We start from the raw sequence: 16,994 nt of genomic DNA on the forward strand, positions 1-16,994 counted from the left end.
TCTCGATAAATAGTGACGGCAATTCGTTCGCCACTGCCACATTAAGCATTGGACTTTCCGGGAGGAACCGGTCATGAAAAACCTATGGACTACAAGTTGGGCAGTTGGCGCGGCGGCGTTGCTGGCACTGACTGCTTGTGGAGGGACAGCGGATGATGCAGGAGCCCCTGCGGAGTCGGAAGCTGCACAAACGGAATCGGCAGATACAGGCGGAGGTGGTGACACCGAGGAAAGCCCGGCCGCTGCTGCCGCAGCCCTGATGACCGCCGAAAGCCCGGTGGGCGAGATCGTCGTCGACGGCGAAGGCATGGCCGTCTATTACTTCGATCAGGACGTACCCAACTCCGGCGAAAGCACCTGCACCGGCGACTGCCTCGTCGCCTGGCCACCGGTCATCGTCGACAGCGAAACACCCGAAGTCGACGGCGTCACCGGCGAAGTAGGCACCATCGAAACACCCGACGGCGAGCTCCAGGCCACCATCGACGGCCTGCCGATCTACTACTACGTAGACGACAAGGAAGCCGGCGACATCACCGGCCAGGCAGTCGGCGACGTCTGGTGGCTCGTCGCCCCGAACGGAGACAAAATCACCGACACACCGTCAGCCGCGTCCGGCGCAGCCCTGATGACGGCCGACAGCCCGGTGGGCGAGATCGTCGTCGACGGCGAAGGCATGGCCGTCTACTACTTCGACAACGACGAACCCAACTCCGGCGAAAGCACCTGCACCGGCGACTGCCTCGTCGCCTGGCCACCGGTCATCGTCGACAGCGAAACACCCGAAGTCGACGGCGTCACCGGCGAAGTAGGCACCATCGAAACACCCGACGGCGAGCTCCAGGCCACCATCGACGGCCTGCCGATCTACTACTACGTAGACGACAAGGAAGCCGGCGACATCACCGGCCAGGCAGTCGGCGACGTCTGGTGGCTCGTCGCCCCGAACGGAGACAAGATCACCGACACACCGTAACCGGCCAGGCCGGCTCCATCCCCCGGCGTTCCGCCGTCGACGTCCTGCAATACCCAGTTTGCAGGATGGAGGCGGCGGAACGCCGGCATGTGCGGCAGGTCATCGTTGGTGTTGATACGTTGTTTCATCGGTGGCGTGGAGAAGAAGCAGGCGCCAACATTCAATGTTCCTGGCGCCAACAATCAGTCATCGTCGCCTTCCGGGTCTTCATCCTGCCCGCTGTCCTGCGGGTCGTCATCCTGCCCGCTGTCCTGCCGCTCGATCATTTCCCCAGGTGGGTTCGGGAAACCAGAGGTCGGATACAGGTCCGCGACTTTAGTCATGTAAGCGGACCACGCCTCGCCGGCGTAGGTGGCACCGTCGACGTAGTCCAGAGTCGTGCCGTTCCCCAAGAACCGAAGGCCGTTGAGGGAACGGTTCTTGTCCGGGTTACCGACCCAGGATGCGGTGGAGAGGCCGCGGGTGTACCCGACGGTCCAGGTTTGGACTGAATCGTTTGTGGTGCCCGTCTTCAATGCGGCAGGGACTTCCGGATTTAGCTCGAATCCAGAACCGCGCTCGATAACTTCCTGCAGGGCGTAGTTGACGCCCTGCGCCACTTCTCTATCCACCCTTCGCTCACAATCCTGCCGGGGGATGTCCAGTTTTTCCCCATTGCGGTCGGTGACGGAGAGAATTGCGTATGGCTGGCAGTAAGTTCCTCCGGACGAGAAAGTGGCGAAGGATGAGGCCATGGACAACGGACTGACGGAGTAGCTGCCGCCGCCGATAAGGGATGAGATCAGCAGATTGTTGATATCTTCGCCGGTCCGTCCATCGTGCAGTCCGGTTGCATTGGCCATGTCGGCAATATCGCAAAGATCCAGTTCCGCGGCCGATGCCATCGTTGCCGTATTGATCGACTGTACGATGCCATCCAGCACGGACATTCTTTCGTAGAAGCCTCTGGAGAAGTTGCTGAGCAGAAAGGTCTCTTCGAGGGGATCGTCCGGGTCGTAATGCCCGAAGTAGTCCTCTCCGGGCACGCAGCCCGCCTCCCAGGGGAAGTCCCTTTCGTAGCGCCGTTGGGAAGCATCCACTGTGTCACCCAGGGAACGCCCATCGTCGAGCCAGGCAGCCAAGGTGTAGGGCTTATACGCCGATCCGAGTTGGTAGCCGCCGGTGCCGCCCATATTGGCGTCGGCGTTGAAGTTGAAGCTATTGCTCCACTGACCCTTGGGTGCGGCCAATTGGGTGTTCTGGGCCATCGCCAGGATCTTGCCCGTGCCCGGCTCAACTGTGACCATCGAGGCGCCGATCCTATCGGGGTTGGCTGCCGGAGGTGCAGTGTCCTCGACCTCGTCCTGGGCGACCTTCTGCAGCCTGGGATCCAGCGTCGTCTGGATGGTCAGCCCCCCGCGGCGCAGCAGTTTCTCCCTGTCTTCAAAGTAATTGCTCCGGGCGATCCGCATCTGCTCAGCCTTCTCAGGCTCATTCTCAAGCATGTCCGCAGGAGGAGCAGGCGGGGCCCCGTGCGACACGAACACGTGCTCGACATAGTCGCAAAAGTACTGGGCCACATTCGCCGCGACGCAGCCATTCCTGACCGGGCTCACCTTAAGGCCAAGGTCCGTCGCGGCAGCCTCGTCGTGCTCTCCTTGAGTGACTTTTCCTTGCTGGAGCATGGCGTTCAGCACTACGTCGCGCCGCTCCTTGGCGATATCCGGGTTGAGCGTCGGATCGTAAAGACTCGGTCCGCGAACCATGCCCGCCAGCATGGCTGACTGTTGCAGGTTCAACTCGGAGGCTGGGATGCCGTAGAAGTATTGGGCGGCGGCCTCGACACCATAGGCGTTTGGATTGAAGAAGACGATGTTGAGGTAGCCGGTGAGGATTTCCTCTTTGGTGAACCGCTTTTCGACGGCGATGGCGAGTTTGGCCTCACGCACCTTGTCGCCCAGGTCCTTGTTGTCGCCAATCAACAGCTCCTCATTGCTGTTCGAACTCTTGATCGCTTCATTCTGCACATTGGTGACGTATTGCTGGGTGATGGTGGAAGCGCCCTGCCGTGCCCCGTTCATGACGTTGTTGGCAGCCGCGCGCATGATTCCCTGAGGATCGACACCATTGTGTTCATAGAACCTGGAATCCTCGATCGAGATGATTGCATCTTCCATGACATCCGCGACATCACTCAGGCCCACGGGTTTGCGGTTCTCTTCATAGACATTGGCGATCCTGGATCCATCGGCCGCCAGGACCCGGGACGGTTGGGAAAGCGGCGTGAGGGCCAATTCGGAGGGCAACTCGTCGAAAAAGTCGATCGACCTGACACCGGTGACCGCGGTGCCTGCCACGAAGGGAATAAAGAGAGCAGCCGCCAGCACCCCACACAAGGCGCTGATTCCCAGAAAACCGAAAATCCGTCCCAAGGTGAGGACCAATTTCTTGCCGGACGACTGCCGGGCTGCCATGCCTATCAGTTTACAGCCGGACAGCTGTTTATCCCTGCCCTTTCGGCGATTATCCCAACGGAGTGGGAACGTTGGGAACGACGACGTCGCCGGTCGCAGTTCCGTCCGGGTTCAACAACCATCCAACCCGTTTGGCATGGTTGAGGGTAATCGCGCTTTCGACCAGTTCGATTCCCGGGACACGTTCCGAAATCGTTTGTTCAGCGGTTAGAACATCCGCCACCGACCGGAGCCAGAGCACGAAAATAAAGTTGGTGAGTCCGCTGGTGGAAACGCAGAGGCGCAGATTGCGGAAGGATTTCAACGCCGCAGCGGCTTTCCGATGCTCGCCTGCCGGAACCCTGGCGAACCACTGACAACTAACCGGCAGACCGGAATACGACTGCGCAATTTCGCAGCGGAATGACAAAGTGTTGCCGGCCAGGATCCGGTTCAACTGCCTCCGCGCCGTGGCCGGATGGACGCCGGTCTGCCGCGCAATATCGGCCACGCTGGCCCGTCCGTCACGGGCGAGAACCTGCATGATCGGCCAGTAGCTGTCCGGCAGCCGCCCGGGCTCCGCGGGGTCGACGGCGGCGAACTGCGCCAGCATTGCCTGCTGTGTCCGGTTGAGCACATTGAGGCGCCATGCATGGCCAGCCGAATGCAGCCTCGTAGCAACCGAGGTTTGGCATTTCGTTAAACCATCGATGCCGATAACCCGGGGCAGCACCTGCCGGCTCAGCTCCTGCAACGAGGGTGTGATGACGGTGAGCATCATGTCCCGGTTACGGGCACTCTCCTCCACGGAAATGACCTCCGGGATTGCACATAGATCCTGCACCACGGCCGGACGTTTATCCAATTCGCATTCCACGTCATGGAAGGAAAGCGACATTTGTTCGGGCGATCCGACCGGATAGGCAGTCACCCAGGCGGCGCCGGCCGCCCGCAACCGGTCCCACCTGGCAGCAAGCGTCGTCGGATGCGCACCGAGGACGTCTGCCGCCTGCGCCCAGGTGACCCGCGGGGCAATCTGCAGCGCGTGAACCAGCGCCAGATCTTCTTCTGTCACTTCCATGGCGTCTCCGTGCACATATCCTGAAGGAAAGATGATCAATATGTAAATTTCGTGCGATTTACACGACTGTAGGCTACATCACTTCACACTGGACATGCACCTATTTCCACGCTGAGGAGAGAAACAGTGAGCGTACGTGCTGACGCACAACAGCTGCAGGGCGATTTGCAGGGCTTCCGCCGGGCAATGCACCAGGAGCCGGAGATTGGCCTGGAGCTGCCCCGGACCCAGGAACGGGTCCTCAAATCCCTCTCCGGCCTGCCCCTGGATATCAGTCTCGGCACTGATTGCAGCTCGGTCACTGCCGTTCTCCGCGGTGAGGCCGCGGCCGGACCCGACCGGCAGGCAGTACTGTTGCGGGCCGATATGGATGCCCTTCCCGTGCAGGAACGCAGCGGAGCGGATTTCACGTCCCGGATTGATGGCGCCATGCATGCCTGTGGCCATGATCTGCACACCGCCATGCTGATGGGGTCGGCCGAGCTTCTGGCTGACCGGCGTCACCAACTGGCGGGCGACGTCGTCTTCATGTTCCAGCCCGGAGAAGAAGGGTACGACGGAGCCTCCGTCATGGTCCGCGAAGGAGTCCTGGAGGCCTCCGGCCGCAAGGTTGACGCAGCCTTCGGCATGCACGTGTTTTCGGCCCTTGAACCGCATGGCACCTTCGCCACAAAACGCGAAGTGATGATGTCGGCCTCTGACGGACTGTTCGTGACCGTCCTCGGTGCCGGTGGTCACGGTTCCGCGCCGCATCTGGCCAAGGACCCGGTGACCGCGGTGGCGGAAATGATCACCGCCCTTCAGGTCATGATCACCCGCCAGTTCAACATGTTCGACCCTGTGGTCCTCACCGTGGGCCGGCTCGAAGCGGGCACCAAACGCAATGTCATTCCGGAGACTGCTTCCTTCGACGCGACCGTCCGTACGTTCTCGGCGGCGGCGCAGGAAAAAATGATGGCGGCAGTGCCAAAGCTGCTGAAGGGAATCGCCGCCGCGCATGGAATCGAGGTCGACGTCGATTACCGCACCGAATATCCGCTGACGATCACGGATGTGGATGAAACCACCCGCGCCGAAAATGTCATCGACGAGCTGTTCGGCGAAGACCGGCACAGCCGCTGGGCCACACCATTAAGCGGATCCGAGGATTTCTCCCGGGTACTCAACGAAGTTCCCGGCAGCTTCATCGGGCTTGGCGCCACAGCGCCCGGCGAAGACCACATGTCGGCGCCGTTCAATCATTCACCGTATGCAACGTTCGACGATGCCGTCCTCAGTGACGGGGCAGCCCTGTACACCGAGCTGGCCCTGAACCGGCTCACCGCCAAGTAGTACAACCGGAGCAAAAGAAAATGACGACTACAACACCCACCACACTCTCCTCTGGGGAACTGACCGCCGCGCAACAGAAGCGCAAGTCGGTACTCGGAACCGGCGTCGGCAACGCCCTCGAATGGTATGACTGGGCGATTTACGCCACGTTCGCCCCATTCTTCGCCGGCCAGCTCTTCAATAATGCGGATCCGCTTTCGGCCGTGCTGTCGACCTTGGCGGTTTTCGCCGTCGGCTTCCTCGCGAGGCCATTCGGCGGCTTCGTTTTCGGTTGGATAGCCGACCGCAAGGGCCGCAAGTTCTCCATGACCCTGGCCGTGGCACTGGCTTCAGTCGGCAGCCTGCTGATCGCCATCACGCCGACCTTTATAGCAGTGGGTGCCTTCGCCTCGTTGATGCTGCTGGTAGCACGGTTGATTCAAGGACTCGCCCACGGTGGGGAGCTGCCGAGCGCACAGACTTACCTCTCGGAGACGGCACCCCGCGAGCGGCGCGGTTTCTGGGCCAGCCTGATCTACTTCTCCGGCACCGTGGGAATCCTGTCCGGCACCCTGCTCGGCGCGATCCTCACCCTGGCTCTTTCCGAAGACCAGATGCTGGCCTGGGGCTGGCGGATTCCGTTCGCGCTCGGCGCGGTGTTTGGCCTGTACGCCTTGTTCATGCGGATGCGGATGAAGGAAACCGACGTCTTCACCGAATCCGGGGAGACAAAGCATGAGCCGATGTGGGGACAAATCGTCAAATACCGCAAACAGGCCCTGCAGGTGATTGGCATGACTGTAGGTCTGACAGTGACCTACTACGCGTGGGGCGTTGTCGCTCCCACCTTCGCCTCCACGTCGCTGGGTGTCGACCGCGGCGCCGCGCTGTGGGCCGGAGTGGCAGCGAACCTGGTGTTCCTGGCCGCCCTCCCGGTATGGGGCAAGCTCTCCGACCGGTACGGCCGGCGCCCCATCCTCTGGACCAGCGCCCTCGGTTGTGCACTAATGTTCTTCCCGATGACCTGGCTGCTGCAGGATTCCGCCTTCCAGCTGTTCATCGCCATGTCGGTGATGCTGATCTTCATCGCCGGCAGCGCATCGATTGTTCCCGCCGTCTACGCGGAGCTTTTCCCGACAAGCATCCGCACCGTAGGTGTCGGCGTTCCTTACTCGATCTGCGTGGCCGTCTTCGGCGGCACCGCCCCCTACCTGCAGACCTGGCTTAACTCGATCGGCGGACCGACTGCGTTCGCCCTCTACACCGTCACCCTGCTGGTGGTGTCCTTCCTGGTGATCTTCACCATTCCGGAGACAAAGGGCAAGGACCTGCGCTAAACACTCAGGCGGGAGGGCGGCGCGATGGCGCCCCTCCAGGACGGCGGTGCAGCGGAAGACGCTGCACCGCCGTTTCGCGCTGTCAGATAATCTCCAGTTGATTGGCGACGACGCGGCCGCGATGGATCACGGTACGGTTGGCCGGCCGGTCCATGATGGCTGAGGTGACTGTTTCGCCCTCGACCAGAACCAGCTCTGCCGGGTCCCCTGCTGAGACCCCGGGCCGGTCCGCAACTGATGCCAGCCGGGCGACGTCGTCGAACATCATTGAACCTCCGCCCACCGAAGCGACGGCCAGGCAATGTTCAATCAGCTGGTCGGTGCGGAATCCGCTCGTGAAGGCGAGCTGCCACGTTCGGTCCAGCATGTCCGCGTTTCCGTATGGCGACCAGTAGTCACGCTGCCCGTCCTGTCCAAGCCCCACCCGGACGCCCGCTTCGGACAGCTGCTGCAGAGGGAGCACAGCCGGAGCCGCTGGCGCAACAGTGGCTGTCGAGATGTCCGCCCCGGCAAAGTCCTCGATCAGCCTGCGGGTGATGGTCTCGTTGACACCCCAGAGCGCGTAGCCATGTGAAATGGTGACTTTTGATTGCATCCCGAGGGCCTTGGTCCGCTCCACGATCAGGTCGGCACTGAATACGCCCAGCTGTCCCGGTTCGTGCAGGTGGATATCGATCGGGACCTGGTACTTTTCGGCCAGGGAGAACACGATATCCAGGTGTTTGGCGGGATCGCGGTCCAGCGCGCAGGGATCGATGCCACCCACCACGTCGGCGCCCTGTTTCAGCGCCTCTTCCAATACCTCGACGCTGCCCGGTTCCCGCAGCAGGCCGGCCTGTGGGAAGGCGATGATCTGCACATCCGCGCGGTCCCGGTGGATCTCGCGGGCGGCCGCGACGGCGTCGAAGCGTTCCAGCCGGCAGTCGGCATCGACTTGCGCGAAACTGCGGACCCTCGTGGTCCCGCGGGCGATCATCAGCTCCAGGGCATGGGCCACCCGCTCCCGGATGCCCACCTCTGCCGTACGCCAGTTCCTTCGGTCGTTGAGCATCATCCCCCAGACGCCAGGGGAACCGGTATGCTCCCGGAACGGCAGGCCGAGACGGGTGGAATCCAGATGCACATGGACGTCGGAGAACGAGGGCAGCAGCAGCCTGCCGCGGCCTTCAACCACGTTGCAGTGGTGCTCCGTTTGTGGATCGTGCGGCTCGACGGCGGTAATCCGGCCGGAGCCGAGGGTCACGTCAGCGGGTTGCCCGCCCCACGGCCGGACGCAACGAAGGATGGTGTGTGGCACGGACGACCTCCGGGATTCTCTACTCCTGGCCCCCGCACGAGGACCAGCTGACCGGCTCCAGCCTATTCCACGGCTGTGACAGGCGCCGGCTCTCTGCCTCCACAACGGTGCACGGAATGAGCGCTGTCCACATTGAGAGGCGCCGCCCTCCTGACGCCGTCGCTGCATCCGTAGTCTCGGGACATGACATCACGAAGCATTATGGAAATGCCCATCGAGGAAAGACCGCGGGAACGGCTGCTCATGGTCGGGGTCCGCCGGCTCAAGGATGCAGAGGTCCTCGCCATCATCATCGGTTCCGGAGGACGTGGCCGGAGCAGCCTCGAGCTTGCCCGGTCACTGCTGAAGAAATTCGGTGGAGCGGCCGGGTTGTCGATCGCCTCTGTCGACGAGCTGCAGGAGGCGGAAGGAGTTGGTCAGGCACTGGCCATGCGTCTTGCCGCCTCCATGGAGCTGGCACGGCGGTCACAGCGCGGACTGCAGCGCCGCCGGCCACAACGGGCTCTATCAAGCGCGCCGGGCGATGCCGGTTAGGGACGCCAAAGGACGACGGCGGACGAACGCGGCCGCGGCCGCTGGCCCTGGGCGAGGGTAACCACGTCGCCGCCAACACTTCCGGCCGCGAAGACCCGGGCAGCGTCCCTGCGGCTTAGCCGGCCGGATTTGGCCTCTTGGAGTTCCGCGGTCAGTTCGGATACCTTCGCGCGAAGCGCATCCACCTGGTTTTCCAGTTCCAGAATCCGCTTGATGCCTTCAAGCGATACACCTTCGCCCGAGAGCCGCTGGACTTCACGCAGGGCATCCACATCGCGTTGCGAATAACGGCGGGACCGGCCGGGCGCACGGCTCGGCCTCACAATGCCGAGCCGGTCATACTGACGCAGCGTCTGCGGATGCATTTCCGCCAGTTCGGCGGCCACGGAGATCACAAAGAGCGGCGCATTCACGTCCAGTCCCATCATGTCCTCCTTGTCCGGGAATCTTATCTTGAACCCCCGTCCGGCCACGCCGGATGGGGAATCGGAATTACAACTTTGCCTTCTCCTTCAGTGCTCCACGCGGATCACCGTCGGAGGTTGCTTCTGCGAAGGCGGCCACCGCTGCTTCGGCGTCCTTGGACAAGCGCTGCGGCACCACAACATCGATGGTCACGAGCAGGTCGCCGGTAACCTTCGACGTCGAAACGCCCTTGCCTTTGACCCTTAGCGTGCGGCCGGAGGGCGTCCCGGCCGGAATCTTGACCCTGACAGTGTCACCGGTCAGCGTCGGAACCGATATTTGGGCGCCCATGGCGGCCTCCGGGAAGGTGACCGGAACGTGGATGCGGATATTGTCGCCCTCGCGGACGAAGAATTCATGCGGCTTGACGTTGACCGTCACCACCAGGTCCCCATTTCCGGCAGGTCCGGTCTGGCCTTTGCCACGGACGCGGATCTTCTGCCCATCCTTCACCCCTGCGGGGATACGCACTTGCGTTACATCGCCGCGGGAGTTCCGAAGGCCTATCGTCGTGCCCTTGATCGATCCGCCGAAGGAGATTGATGTGTTCGCGGTAAGGTCGGCGCCCTTCGAGGGCGGCGGCTGGAACCCGCCTCCGCCGAACAGGTCTGCGAATTCCGGCGGCAACCCTGAGGTATCGAATCCGCCTGTCGAGTACCGGCTGCGGCCCCGCCGTCCGGTGCCCTGGTTGAACAGTCCGCCGAATACGTCCTCGAACCCGGCCCCGCCGCTCGGCCCGCCGGCCCCGCCGGACGTGAAGCGCGCACCGGAACCCATGGCATGGATGGCGTCATACTGTTCGCGCTGCTCGTCGTCGGACAGCACGGAGTAAGCCTCGCTGATGTTCTTAAAAGTCGTTTCCGCGGCAGCGTTGCCCGGATTCTGGTCCGGGTGGTGCGTGCGCGCCAGCTTGCGGTAAGCCTTCTTGATGTCGGCCTGCGTGGCGTCTTTGGAGACACCGAGGACCTTGTAGAAGTCTTTGTCGATCCAATCCTGACTGGCCGCCATGGCGCCTCCTCTCAATCAAAATCTGTAGTGTCCCGGGGTCTGGAAACCATCGTATGTGGTTCCCAGACCCCGGAGCTTATTCAGTGCTTTTACACTCTGCCGGAAGATTATTCCGGTACGGAGACACCCACCTGCGCGGCGCGCAGGACCCGGTCGCCCGACTTGTAACCGGCACGGAGAACGTGGCTGACGGTCTCGACCTCCACATCCGTGCTTGGCTGCTGGAGCAGCGCTTCGTGGATGTTCGGGTCGAATTCGACGCCGACTTCACCGTATCGGACCAGACCATGCTGGTTCAGGACCGCATCGAGCTTGTTCGAGATCGAAGCAAACGGGCTGCCATCGAGGTCGCCATGCTGACGGGCTGCCTCAATGTCGTCCAGGACGGGCAACAGGGAGTTGAGCACGGAGATAACTGCCATCTCGCGGGCAACATCCCGGTCCCGTTCCACCCTGCGGCGGTAGTTGACGTATTCCGCCTGCAACCGCTGCAGGTCCACGAGCCGCTCGGCTGCCAGGACCTCCGACTCGGACTTGGAAGCTTCCTCGTCGAGGATTGCCTCTGCCTGGGCTAGGGCGTCACCCTCGTCCACATCCATGTTCCGATCAGTTGAACCGGCCCCGCCGTCGCCCGAAGCATCGCTATCGCTGGGGTCCGAACCGTCGCCCGGTCCGTCAACAACCTCGGCCTCGATAATCTCCTCCTCACCCGCGGGTGAGGGCACCTCCGCGCCCTCACCCTGGATGCCGGCGTCGTTCTCAGGGTCTTCCGGTGGGTCGACCTTGGGATCGTTCTTGTCAGCCATAACTACTTCTTCTGCTCTTCTTCGTCCACGATCTCAGCGTCGACGATGTCTTCATCGGACTGCGCCTGGCCGTTGGGGTTTGTTTCCGCACCCTCGGCACCGGCAGCGCTGTCAGCCGGCGCTCCGGCTTCCGCGTCCTGCTGAGCCTGGGCGTAGATGGCCTCGCCGAGCTTGGTCTGCGAAGTCTGCAGTTTCTCAAACGCAGGCTTGACCGCATCCTCATCGTCTCCGGCGAGCGCTTCCTTGAGGGAGTCGACGTCGGCCTTGACCTCGGTCTTGACGTCCTCGGGCAGCTTCTCGTCGTTCTCGGTCAGGAGCTTGTCGACGGAGTACGCCAACTGTTCAGCGTTGTTACGGATATCCGCCTTCTCGCGGCGTTCCTTATCCTCGGCTGCGTGCTCCTCGGCCTCGCGGACCATGCGCTCGATGTCTTCCTTCGGCAGTGAGGAACCACCGGTGATGGTCATCGACTGCTCGGTACCGGTGCCCTTGTCCTTTGCGGAAACGTGGACAATACCGTTGGCATCGATGTCGAAGGTGACCTCGACCTGCGGAACTCCGCGCGGGGCCGGCGCAATACCGGTCAGCTCGAAGGTGCCCAGCGGCTTGTTGTCCCGGGTGAACTCGCGCTCGCCCTGGAAGACCTGGATGGAAACCGATGGCTGGTTGTCATCCGCGGTGGTGAAGGTCTCGGACCGCTTGGTCGGGATCGCGGTGTTGCGCTCGATCAGCTTGGTCATCACACCACCCTTGGTCTCGATACCGAGGGACAGCGGGGTGACGTCGATCAGCAGGACGTCCTTGCGGTCGCCCTTCAGCACACCGGCCTGCAGCGCAGCGCCGACGGCAACGACCTCATCCGGGTTGACACCCTTATTGGGCTCCTTGCCGCCTGCCATCTCCTTGACCAGGTCGGTCACGGCCGGCATACGGGTCGAACCGCCCACCATGACGATGTGGTCGATTTCGGAGACGGAGATTCCGGCTTCCTTGATGACGTCCTGGAACGGCTTCTTGGTCCGGTCCAGCAGATCCGAGGTCATGTCCTGGAACTTGGCGCGGGACATCTGCTCGTCCAGGTGAACGGGCCCATCCGGGGTGACCGAGAGGTACTGCAGCGAGATGTTGGTGTTCGTCGCCGAGGATAGCTCCCGCTTGGCCTGCTCGGAAGCTTCGCGGAGACGCTGCAGGGCAATCTTGTCCTTGGACAGGTCGACGCCGGTCTTGGACTTGGTCTGCTGCAGCAGGTAGTCCACAATGCGCTGATCCCAGTCGTCGCCACCGAGGCGGTTATCACCGGAAGTGGACTTCACCTGGATGGTGGAAAAGTCATCTTCGTCCTTGCCGACTTCGAGCAGCGAGACGTCGAAGGTACCGCCACCGAGGTCGAAGACCAGGATGAGTTCGTCTTCCTTGCCCTTGTCCAGGCCGTAGGCCAGGGCGGCTGCGGTCGGCTCGTTGACAATACGGAGCACGTTCAGTCCGGCGATCTCGCCGGCTTCCTTGGTGGCCTGACGCTCGGCGTCGTTGAAGTAGGCCGGAACGGTGACGACGGCGTCGGTCACCTTTTCGCCCAGGTAGGACTCGGCGTCGGTCTTCAACTTCTGCAGCACACGCGCGGAAATTTCCTGCGCGGTGTAAGTTTTCTCGTCGATCTTAACGTCCCAGTCGGTGCCCATGTGGCGCTTGACGGAAGCGATCGTCCGATCGATGTTGTTAACGGCCTGGCGCTTGGCAATTTCGCCAACCAGAACTTCGCCGGCCTTGGAGAATGCGACAACGGACGGCGTCGTGCGTGCGCCCTCAGCGTTGGCGATGACGGTGGGCTCGCCACCTTCAAGTACGGAGACGACGGAGTTGGTCGTTCCGAGGTCGATACCTACTGCACGTGACATGTATGTTCCTTTCGCGTATGACGCTGGTTGAGCGTTCTGCACTCAAGTTTGCCACACTGAGAGGAGATGTCAAGTAGAGTTGAGCCCCGTCGACTCAACTCTCTCTCGGGCGGCCGCCGGCGTGCAGGCTGGCCGCCGCTGCATGGCAAGAGGCCGCGATGCAGATTATGAAACACTACGACTCATTCACTTCCACGCTGCCATCAAGCCGGAGTAGCGTGCCGGATATGAGCGAAGACGTCTATTCCCACGGCCATCATGAGAGCGTGGTCCGGTCCCATGCCCTGCGGACCGCAGCTGACTCGGCCGCCTACCTGCTTCCGAACCTGATTCCGGGGCGCAGCGTGCTCGACGTCGGCAGTGGCCCTGGCAGCATTACCGCAGACTTCGCTGAAATTGTCGCGCCAGGCAGGGTCACCGGCGTCGACCGCGAAGCCAACGTCATCGCCCACGCCTGTGAACTTGCCGCCACCCGGGGACTGGACAACCTGGACTTCCGCACCGGGGATATCTACAACCTGGAGTACGACGACGGCTCCTTCGATATCGTCCACGCGCACCAGATACTGCACCACCTGACCGACCCGGTCGCGGCCCTGAAGGAAATGCGCCGTGTCGCCAAAGACGGCGGCATCATCGCCGTCCGCGAAGGAGACTACGGGGCCATGAACTGGTATCCGGAGGCGCCGGCGCTGCGCGATTGGATGGACCTGTACCAGAAAATCGCCCGCGGGAACGGAGCCGAGCCCAATGCAGGACGGCGGTTGTTGAACTGGGCGCGGCGGGCCGGCCTTACCGACATCGTCCCCTCTGCCACCACGTGGGTCTACGCGGCCGAACCGGAGCGGTCCAGGTTCGCGGACTCCTGGGCTGAACGGATTCTGCACTCATCGTTCGCGGAACAGGCGCTCGAGCGCGGTCTCGCCAACCTGTCGGACCTGACGCGCATAGCCGAGGGGTTCCGGAAATGGGGCCAGGATCCTGACGGCTGGTTTGTGATGATCCATGCCGAGATCCTGGCCAGAGTGGAGTCCTGACTTACCCATTCCAGTTTTGAGGGAATTTCACAACTGTCGTGGTCGTTGTTGAACCGAGTGGCAATGCTGGCGCACATATGAGCGTGAATTGAGACACATCGGCCCCAAGACCCTTCGATATCCTCGCGGTCCATAAAGCAGTGCTATAAACTGCGTAATCAGGGGACGCAAGTGGGGGACGTCTACGTACAGGAGAGAATTGTGCTCGATCGGACGGATACCCGCGCTGCCTCTGCGGTGCGCGTAGCACCCGCCGGGCGTCAATCGTCTGCTCCCGCCTCTAAATTTACCGCATTGACAGGACTCCTGACCTCCCTGCCCGTCCTGGTCTCCCTGCTGATCTTTATCACCGTGCTGGCCAGTGGCCCGCTGCATGGTCTTGACCGGGCGCTTAATCAGCCTTGGTCCGAAGAGATCTTCCCGGGATGGCGCTCCTTCGTTGACGACGTCGTCGATCCCATCGCCAGTCAGGCGGTGGTGGTACCACTGCTGGCCGTAACCGCCATCGTGCTCTCCGTCCGCGCGCACAGCTGGCGCCCCGTGATGATCGCCGCCGCCACCGAAATCGGCGTGGTGGGCATGGTCGGCGCCATGAAGGTCATCATCGCCCGGCCGTCCCCCGTTTTGGGCGATCCCTCCTTTTTCCACGGCGGCATTTTCAACCATGGTGGCTACGGCATCATTTACCCTTCCGGACATGCGGCGCAGTCCGTTGCCCTGTATGGAGTCATCGTCTTCCTGCTCAGCCGGTACACCTCCACCAGCAGGAAAACCTTGAACCTGCTTTCGCTCGGTGTCGCCGTCATCGCCGCGCTGACCATGGTCAGTTCGATTTACCTGGGCTGGCACTGGAGCACCGACCTCATCGCAGGTTTCGTGACCGGTGGAATCGTCCTTCGGGCCGTCATCTATCTCAACGACATGTTCCCGGAACGGCCGCGCCCGGCCTCTCCTGACAACTACTCGCTGCGCCAAGGCGCCTATCGGGTATCGTCCCGCCCGGCTCCCACTTCGGCCTCCAGTCCCACGCCGGCTCCGGCTCCCACACCCAGTCCGGCCCCGGCTCCGGCTCCCACACATAGTCCGGCTCCGGCTCCGGCTATGATGCGCGGGTTCGTGGCCGGAGATTCCCCGCGGCGCACTACCAGATAGTCCTTACGCCGCTGTAATCCCCCAGCGATCGTGTGCCTTCCCGCTTGCTAGTGTGAGCGCATGGATTCGATGCAGGAAGAGTACGACGTCGTCATTGTCGGCGGTGGGCACAATGGCCTGGTCGCGGCAAGCTACCTGGCCAAAGCCGGCAAGTCGGTGCTGCTGCTTGAACGCCAGGACCACATTGGCGGAGCCACGGTTTCGGCTCAGGCCTTCCCCGGAATCGACGCGCGGTTGTCGCGCTATTCCTACCTGATCAGCCTCCTCCCCCGGCAAATCATGGCGGATCTGGGTCTGGATCTGAAGCTGGTCCGGCGCCGCTACTCCTCCTACACCCCGCTTCCCGGCACCGCCCAGGGGCTGCTGGTGGACAATAACGACGACGACATTACGGCAGCCTCCTTCGAGGCCATCGGTGCCGGCGCCGACGTCGACGGTTTCAACCGGCTCTACGAGCGGACCGGGAAGCTGGCACGGACCCTGTGGCCGACAATGATGAAGCCGCTGCTGCGCCGGTCCGAGGTCAGGGACCTCGTTGGCGATAATCAGCTGTGGGACGACTTCATCGAACGGCCCATTGGCGAGGTCATTGAACGATCGGTGCAGAATGACCTGGTCCGGGGCGTGGTCCTCACGGATGGGCTGATCAGCACTTACGCCCGGGCGCACGAGCCGGACCTGAGCCAGAACAGGTGCTTTTTCTACCACGTGGCAGGCGGCGGGACCGGCGACTGGGACGTGCCCGTCGGCGGAATGGGGGCCCTCACCGATGCCCTGGTGCGGGCGGCGGACGCCGTGGGCGTCCGGATATTTACCGGTGCGGACGTCACCAGTGTTTCGCCCGGCGGAACTGTGAGCTATGAGCTGGAGGGGACCTCCCGGAGCGTGCAGGCGGGCCGGGTGCTCTCCAACGCGGCCCCTGTGGTCCTGGCGAGGCTCCTCGGGAACGATCAGGCTCTGCAGCCGACGCAATCGGCTCAACCAGCACCGGAAGGAGCCCAGGCCAAGGTTAACCTCCTGCTCTCCCGGCTGCCCAAGCTGAAGGATCCCGGCGTCGCACCGGAGGCGGCGTTTGGCGGCACCTTCCATATCAACGAGCTCTACAGCCAACTGGAGGCGGCTTACGACCAGGCCGGGACCGGACTGATTCCGGATCCGCTGCCGGCGGAAATCTACTGCCACTCGTTGGCTGATCCGTCCATTCTCTCCCCGGAACTCCGCAGAGCCGGAGCACACACATTGACGGTATTCACCCTGCAGACGCCGCACCGGTTGCTGACCGACGAGAACAACGAGCGGATGCGCTCCGGGTTGCAAGCGGCTACGTTGGCTTCCCTGAACAGCGTCTTGGCCGAACCCATCGAGGACTGCCTGCTCCGTGACGGCAACGGCGGACTCTGTGTGGAGACCAAGACGACTCTGGACCTGGAGCACACGCTGAACATGCCCGGAGGAAACATCTTCCACGGCCCGCTGTCCTGGCCTTTCGCCGAGGACGACGCTCCGTTGGACACTGCGGCCCAGCGCTGGGGAGTTGCCACCGGGCACGACCGGATTCTGCTGTGCGGAGCAGGATCGCAACGCGGTGGCGGGGTCAGCGGGCTGGGCGGATACAGCGCAGCCATGGCCGTACTGGAGGACGATGCCGCTGGGTAGACTTGGG

Annotated in this window: 14 protein-coding genes; 7 read left to right on the forward strand and 7 right to left on the reverse strand. The window is 62.7% G+C overall.

What is annotated here, in order from left to right:
- Positions 1 to 73 precede the first annotated feature (73 nt).
- The gene (locus ACX80B_RS16610) at positions 74 to 976 is read left to right on the forward strand and encodes a hypothetical protein (protein WP_459298195.1); all 903 of its coding nucleotides are present in this window, start codon (positions 74 to 76) and stop codon (positions 974 to 976) included.
- A 182-nt stretch (positions 977 to 1,158) separates the two neighbouring features.
- Here the strand turns inward: ACX80B_RS16610 and ACX80B_RS16615 are convergent, their stop codons facing one another.
- Together ACX80B_RS16615 and ACX80B_RS16620 are read right to left on the reverse strand one after the other, a co-directional pair.
- Positions 1,159 to 3,429, reverse strand: a complete 2,271-nt coding sequence (locus tag ACX80B_RS16615) for a transglycosylase domain-containing protein (protein ID WP_459298197.1) — start codon at positions 3,427 to 3,429, stop codon at positions 1,159 to 1,161.
- A 49-nt stretch (positions 3,430 to 3,478) separates the two neighbouring features.
- A complete protein-coding gene (locus ACX80B_RS16620; protein WP_459298199.1) occupies positions 3,479 to 4,489 on the reverse strand; it encodes an Lrp/AsnC family transcriptional regulator in 1,011 nt (336 codons plus the stop codon).
- A gap of 126 nt (positions 4,490 to 4,615) precedes the next feature.
- On the opposite strand from ACX80B_RS16620, the gene ACX80B_RS16625 reads away from it, so the two are divergent.
- Together ACX80B_RS16625 and ACX80B_RS16630 are read left to right on the forward strand one after the other, a co-directional pair.
- Complete coding sequence (locus ACX80B_RS16625) at positions 4,616 to 5,821, forward strand: M20 metallopeptidase family protein (protein WP_459298201.1); 1,206 nt, start codon at positions 4,616 to 4,618, stop codon at positions 5,819 to 5,821.
- Between the two features lie 20 nt (positions 5,822 to 5,841).
- Positions 5,842 to 7,137, forward strand: a complete 1,296-nt coding sequence (locus tag ACX80B_RS16630; RefSeq protein ID WP_459298203.1) for an MFS transporter — start codon at positions 5,842 to 5,844, stop codon at positions 7,135 to 7,137.
- Positions 7,138 to 7,219: 82 nt separating this feature from the next.
- On the opposite strand, the gene ACX80B_RS16635 is transcribed toward ACX80B_RS16630, so the two are convergent.
- Positions 7,220 to 8,434 carry an amidohydrolase gene (locus ACX80B_RS16635; RefSeq protein WP_459298205.1) on the reverse strand — a complete coding sequence of 405 codons (1,215 nt, stop codon included), beginning with the start codon at positions 8,432 to 8,434 and terminating at the stop codon, positions 7,220 to 7,222.
- A 183-nt stretch (positions 8,435 to 8,617) separates the two neighbouring features.
- On the opposite strand from ACX80B_RS16635, the gene ACX80B_RS16640 reads away from it, so the two are divergent.
- Positions 8,618 to 8,968, forward strand: coding sequence for a UPF0758 domain-containing protein (locus tag ACX80B_RS16640; RefSeq protein WP_459298207.1), 351 nt, complete (start codon positions 8,618 to 8,620; stop codon positions 8,966 to 8,968).
- On the opposite strand, the gene ACX80B_RS16645 is transcribed toward ACX80B_RS16640, so the two are convergent.
- From ACX80B_RS16645 to dnaK, 4 genes are all read right to left on the reverse strand, one after another.
- Entirely contained in the window at positions 8,965 to 9,393 is a 429-nt protein-coding gene (locus tag ACX80B_RS16645) for a heat shock protein transcriptional repressor HspR (protein WP_459298317.1), read from the reverse strand. The genes ACX80B_RS16640 and ACX80B_RS16645 overlap by 4 nt on opposite strands.
- A gap of 67 nt (positions 9,394 to 9,460) precedes the next feature.
- Positions 9,461 to 10,441, reverse strand: a complete 981-nt coding sequence (locus ACX80B_RS16650; protein WP_459298209.1) for a DnaJ C-terminal domain-containing protein — start codon at positions 10,439 to 10,441, stop codon at positions 9,461 to 9,463.
- Between the two features lie 107 nt (positions 10,442 to 10,548).
- The gene (locus ACX80B_RS16655; RefSeq protein ID WP_459298211.1) at positions 10,549 to 11,247 is read right to left on the reverse strand and encodes a nucleotide exchange factor GrpE; all 699 of its coding nucleotides are present in this window, start codon (positions 11,245 to 11,247) and stop codon (positions 10,549 to 10,551) included.
- 2 nt (positions 11,248 to 11,249) lie between these two features.
- Positions 11,250 to 13,142 carry a molecular chaperone DnaK gene (gene dnaK, locus ACX80B_RS16660; protein ID WP_459298213.1) on the reverse strand — a complete coding sequence of 631 codons (1,893 nt, stop codon included), beginning with the start codon at positions 13,140 to 13,142 and terminating at the stop codon, positions 11,250 to 11,252.
- 227 nt (positions 13,143 to 13,369) lie between these two features.
- Between dnaK and ACX80B_RS16665 the strand changes: the two genes are divergently transcribed.
- The 3 genes from ACX80B_RS16665 to ACX80B_RS16675 all read left to right on the forward strand — a co-directional run bounded on the left by ACX80B_RS16665 (position 13,370) and on the right by ACX80B_RS16675 (position 16,987).
- Positions 13,370 to 14,179, forward strand: coding sequence for a class I SAM-dependent methyltransferase (locus ACX80B_RS16665; RefSeq protein WP_459298215.1), 810 nt, complete (start codon positions 13,370 to 13,372; stop codon positions 14,177 to 14,179).
- 294 nt (positions 14,180 to 14,473) lie between these two features.
- On the forward strand, positions 14,474 to 15,331 hold the full coding sequence (locus ACX80B_RS16670; protein ID WP_459298217.1) for a phosphatase PAP2 family protein: 858 nt from the start codon (positions 14,474 to 14,476) through the stop codon (positions 15,329 to 15,331).
- A 69-nt stretch (positions 15,332 to 15,400) separates the two neighbouring features.
- On the forward strand, positions 15,401 to 16,987 hold the full coding sequence (locus ACX80B_RS16675) for a phytoene desaturase family protein (RefSeq protein ID WP_459298319.1): 1,587 nt from the start codon (positions 15,401 to 15,403) through the stop codon (positions 16,985 to 16,987).
- Positions 16,988 to 16,994: the final 7 nt, after the last annotated feature.

This window comes from Arthrobacter monumenti (assembly GCF_054511255.1).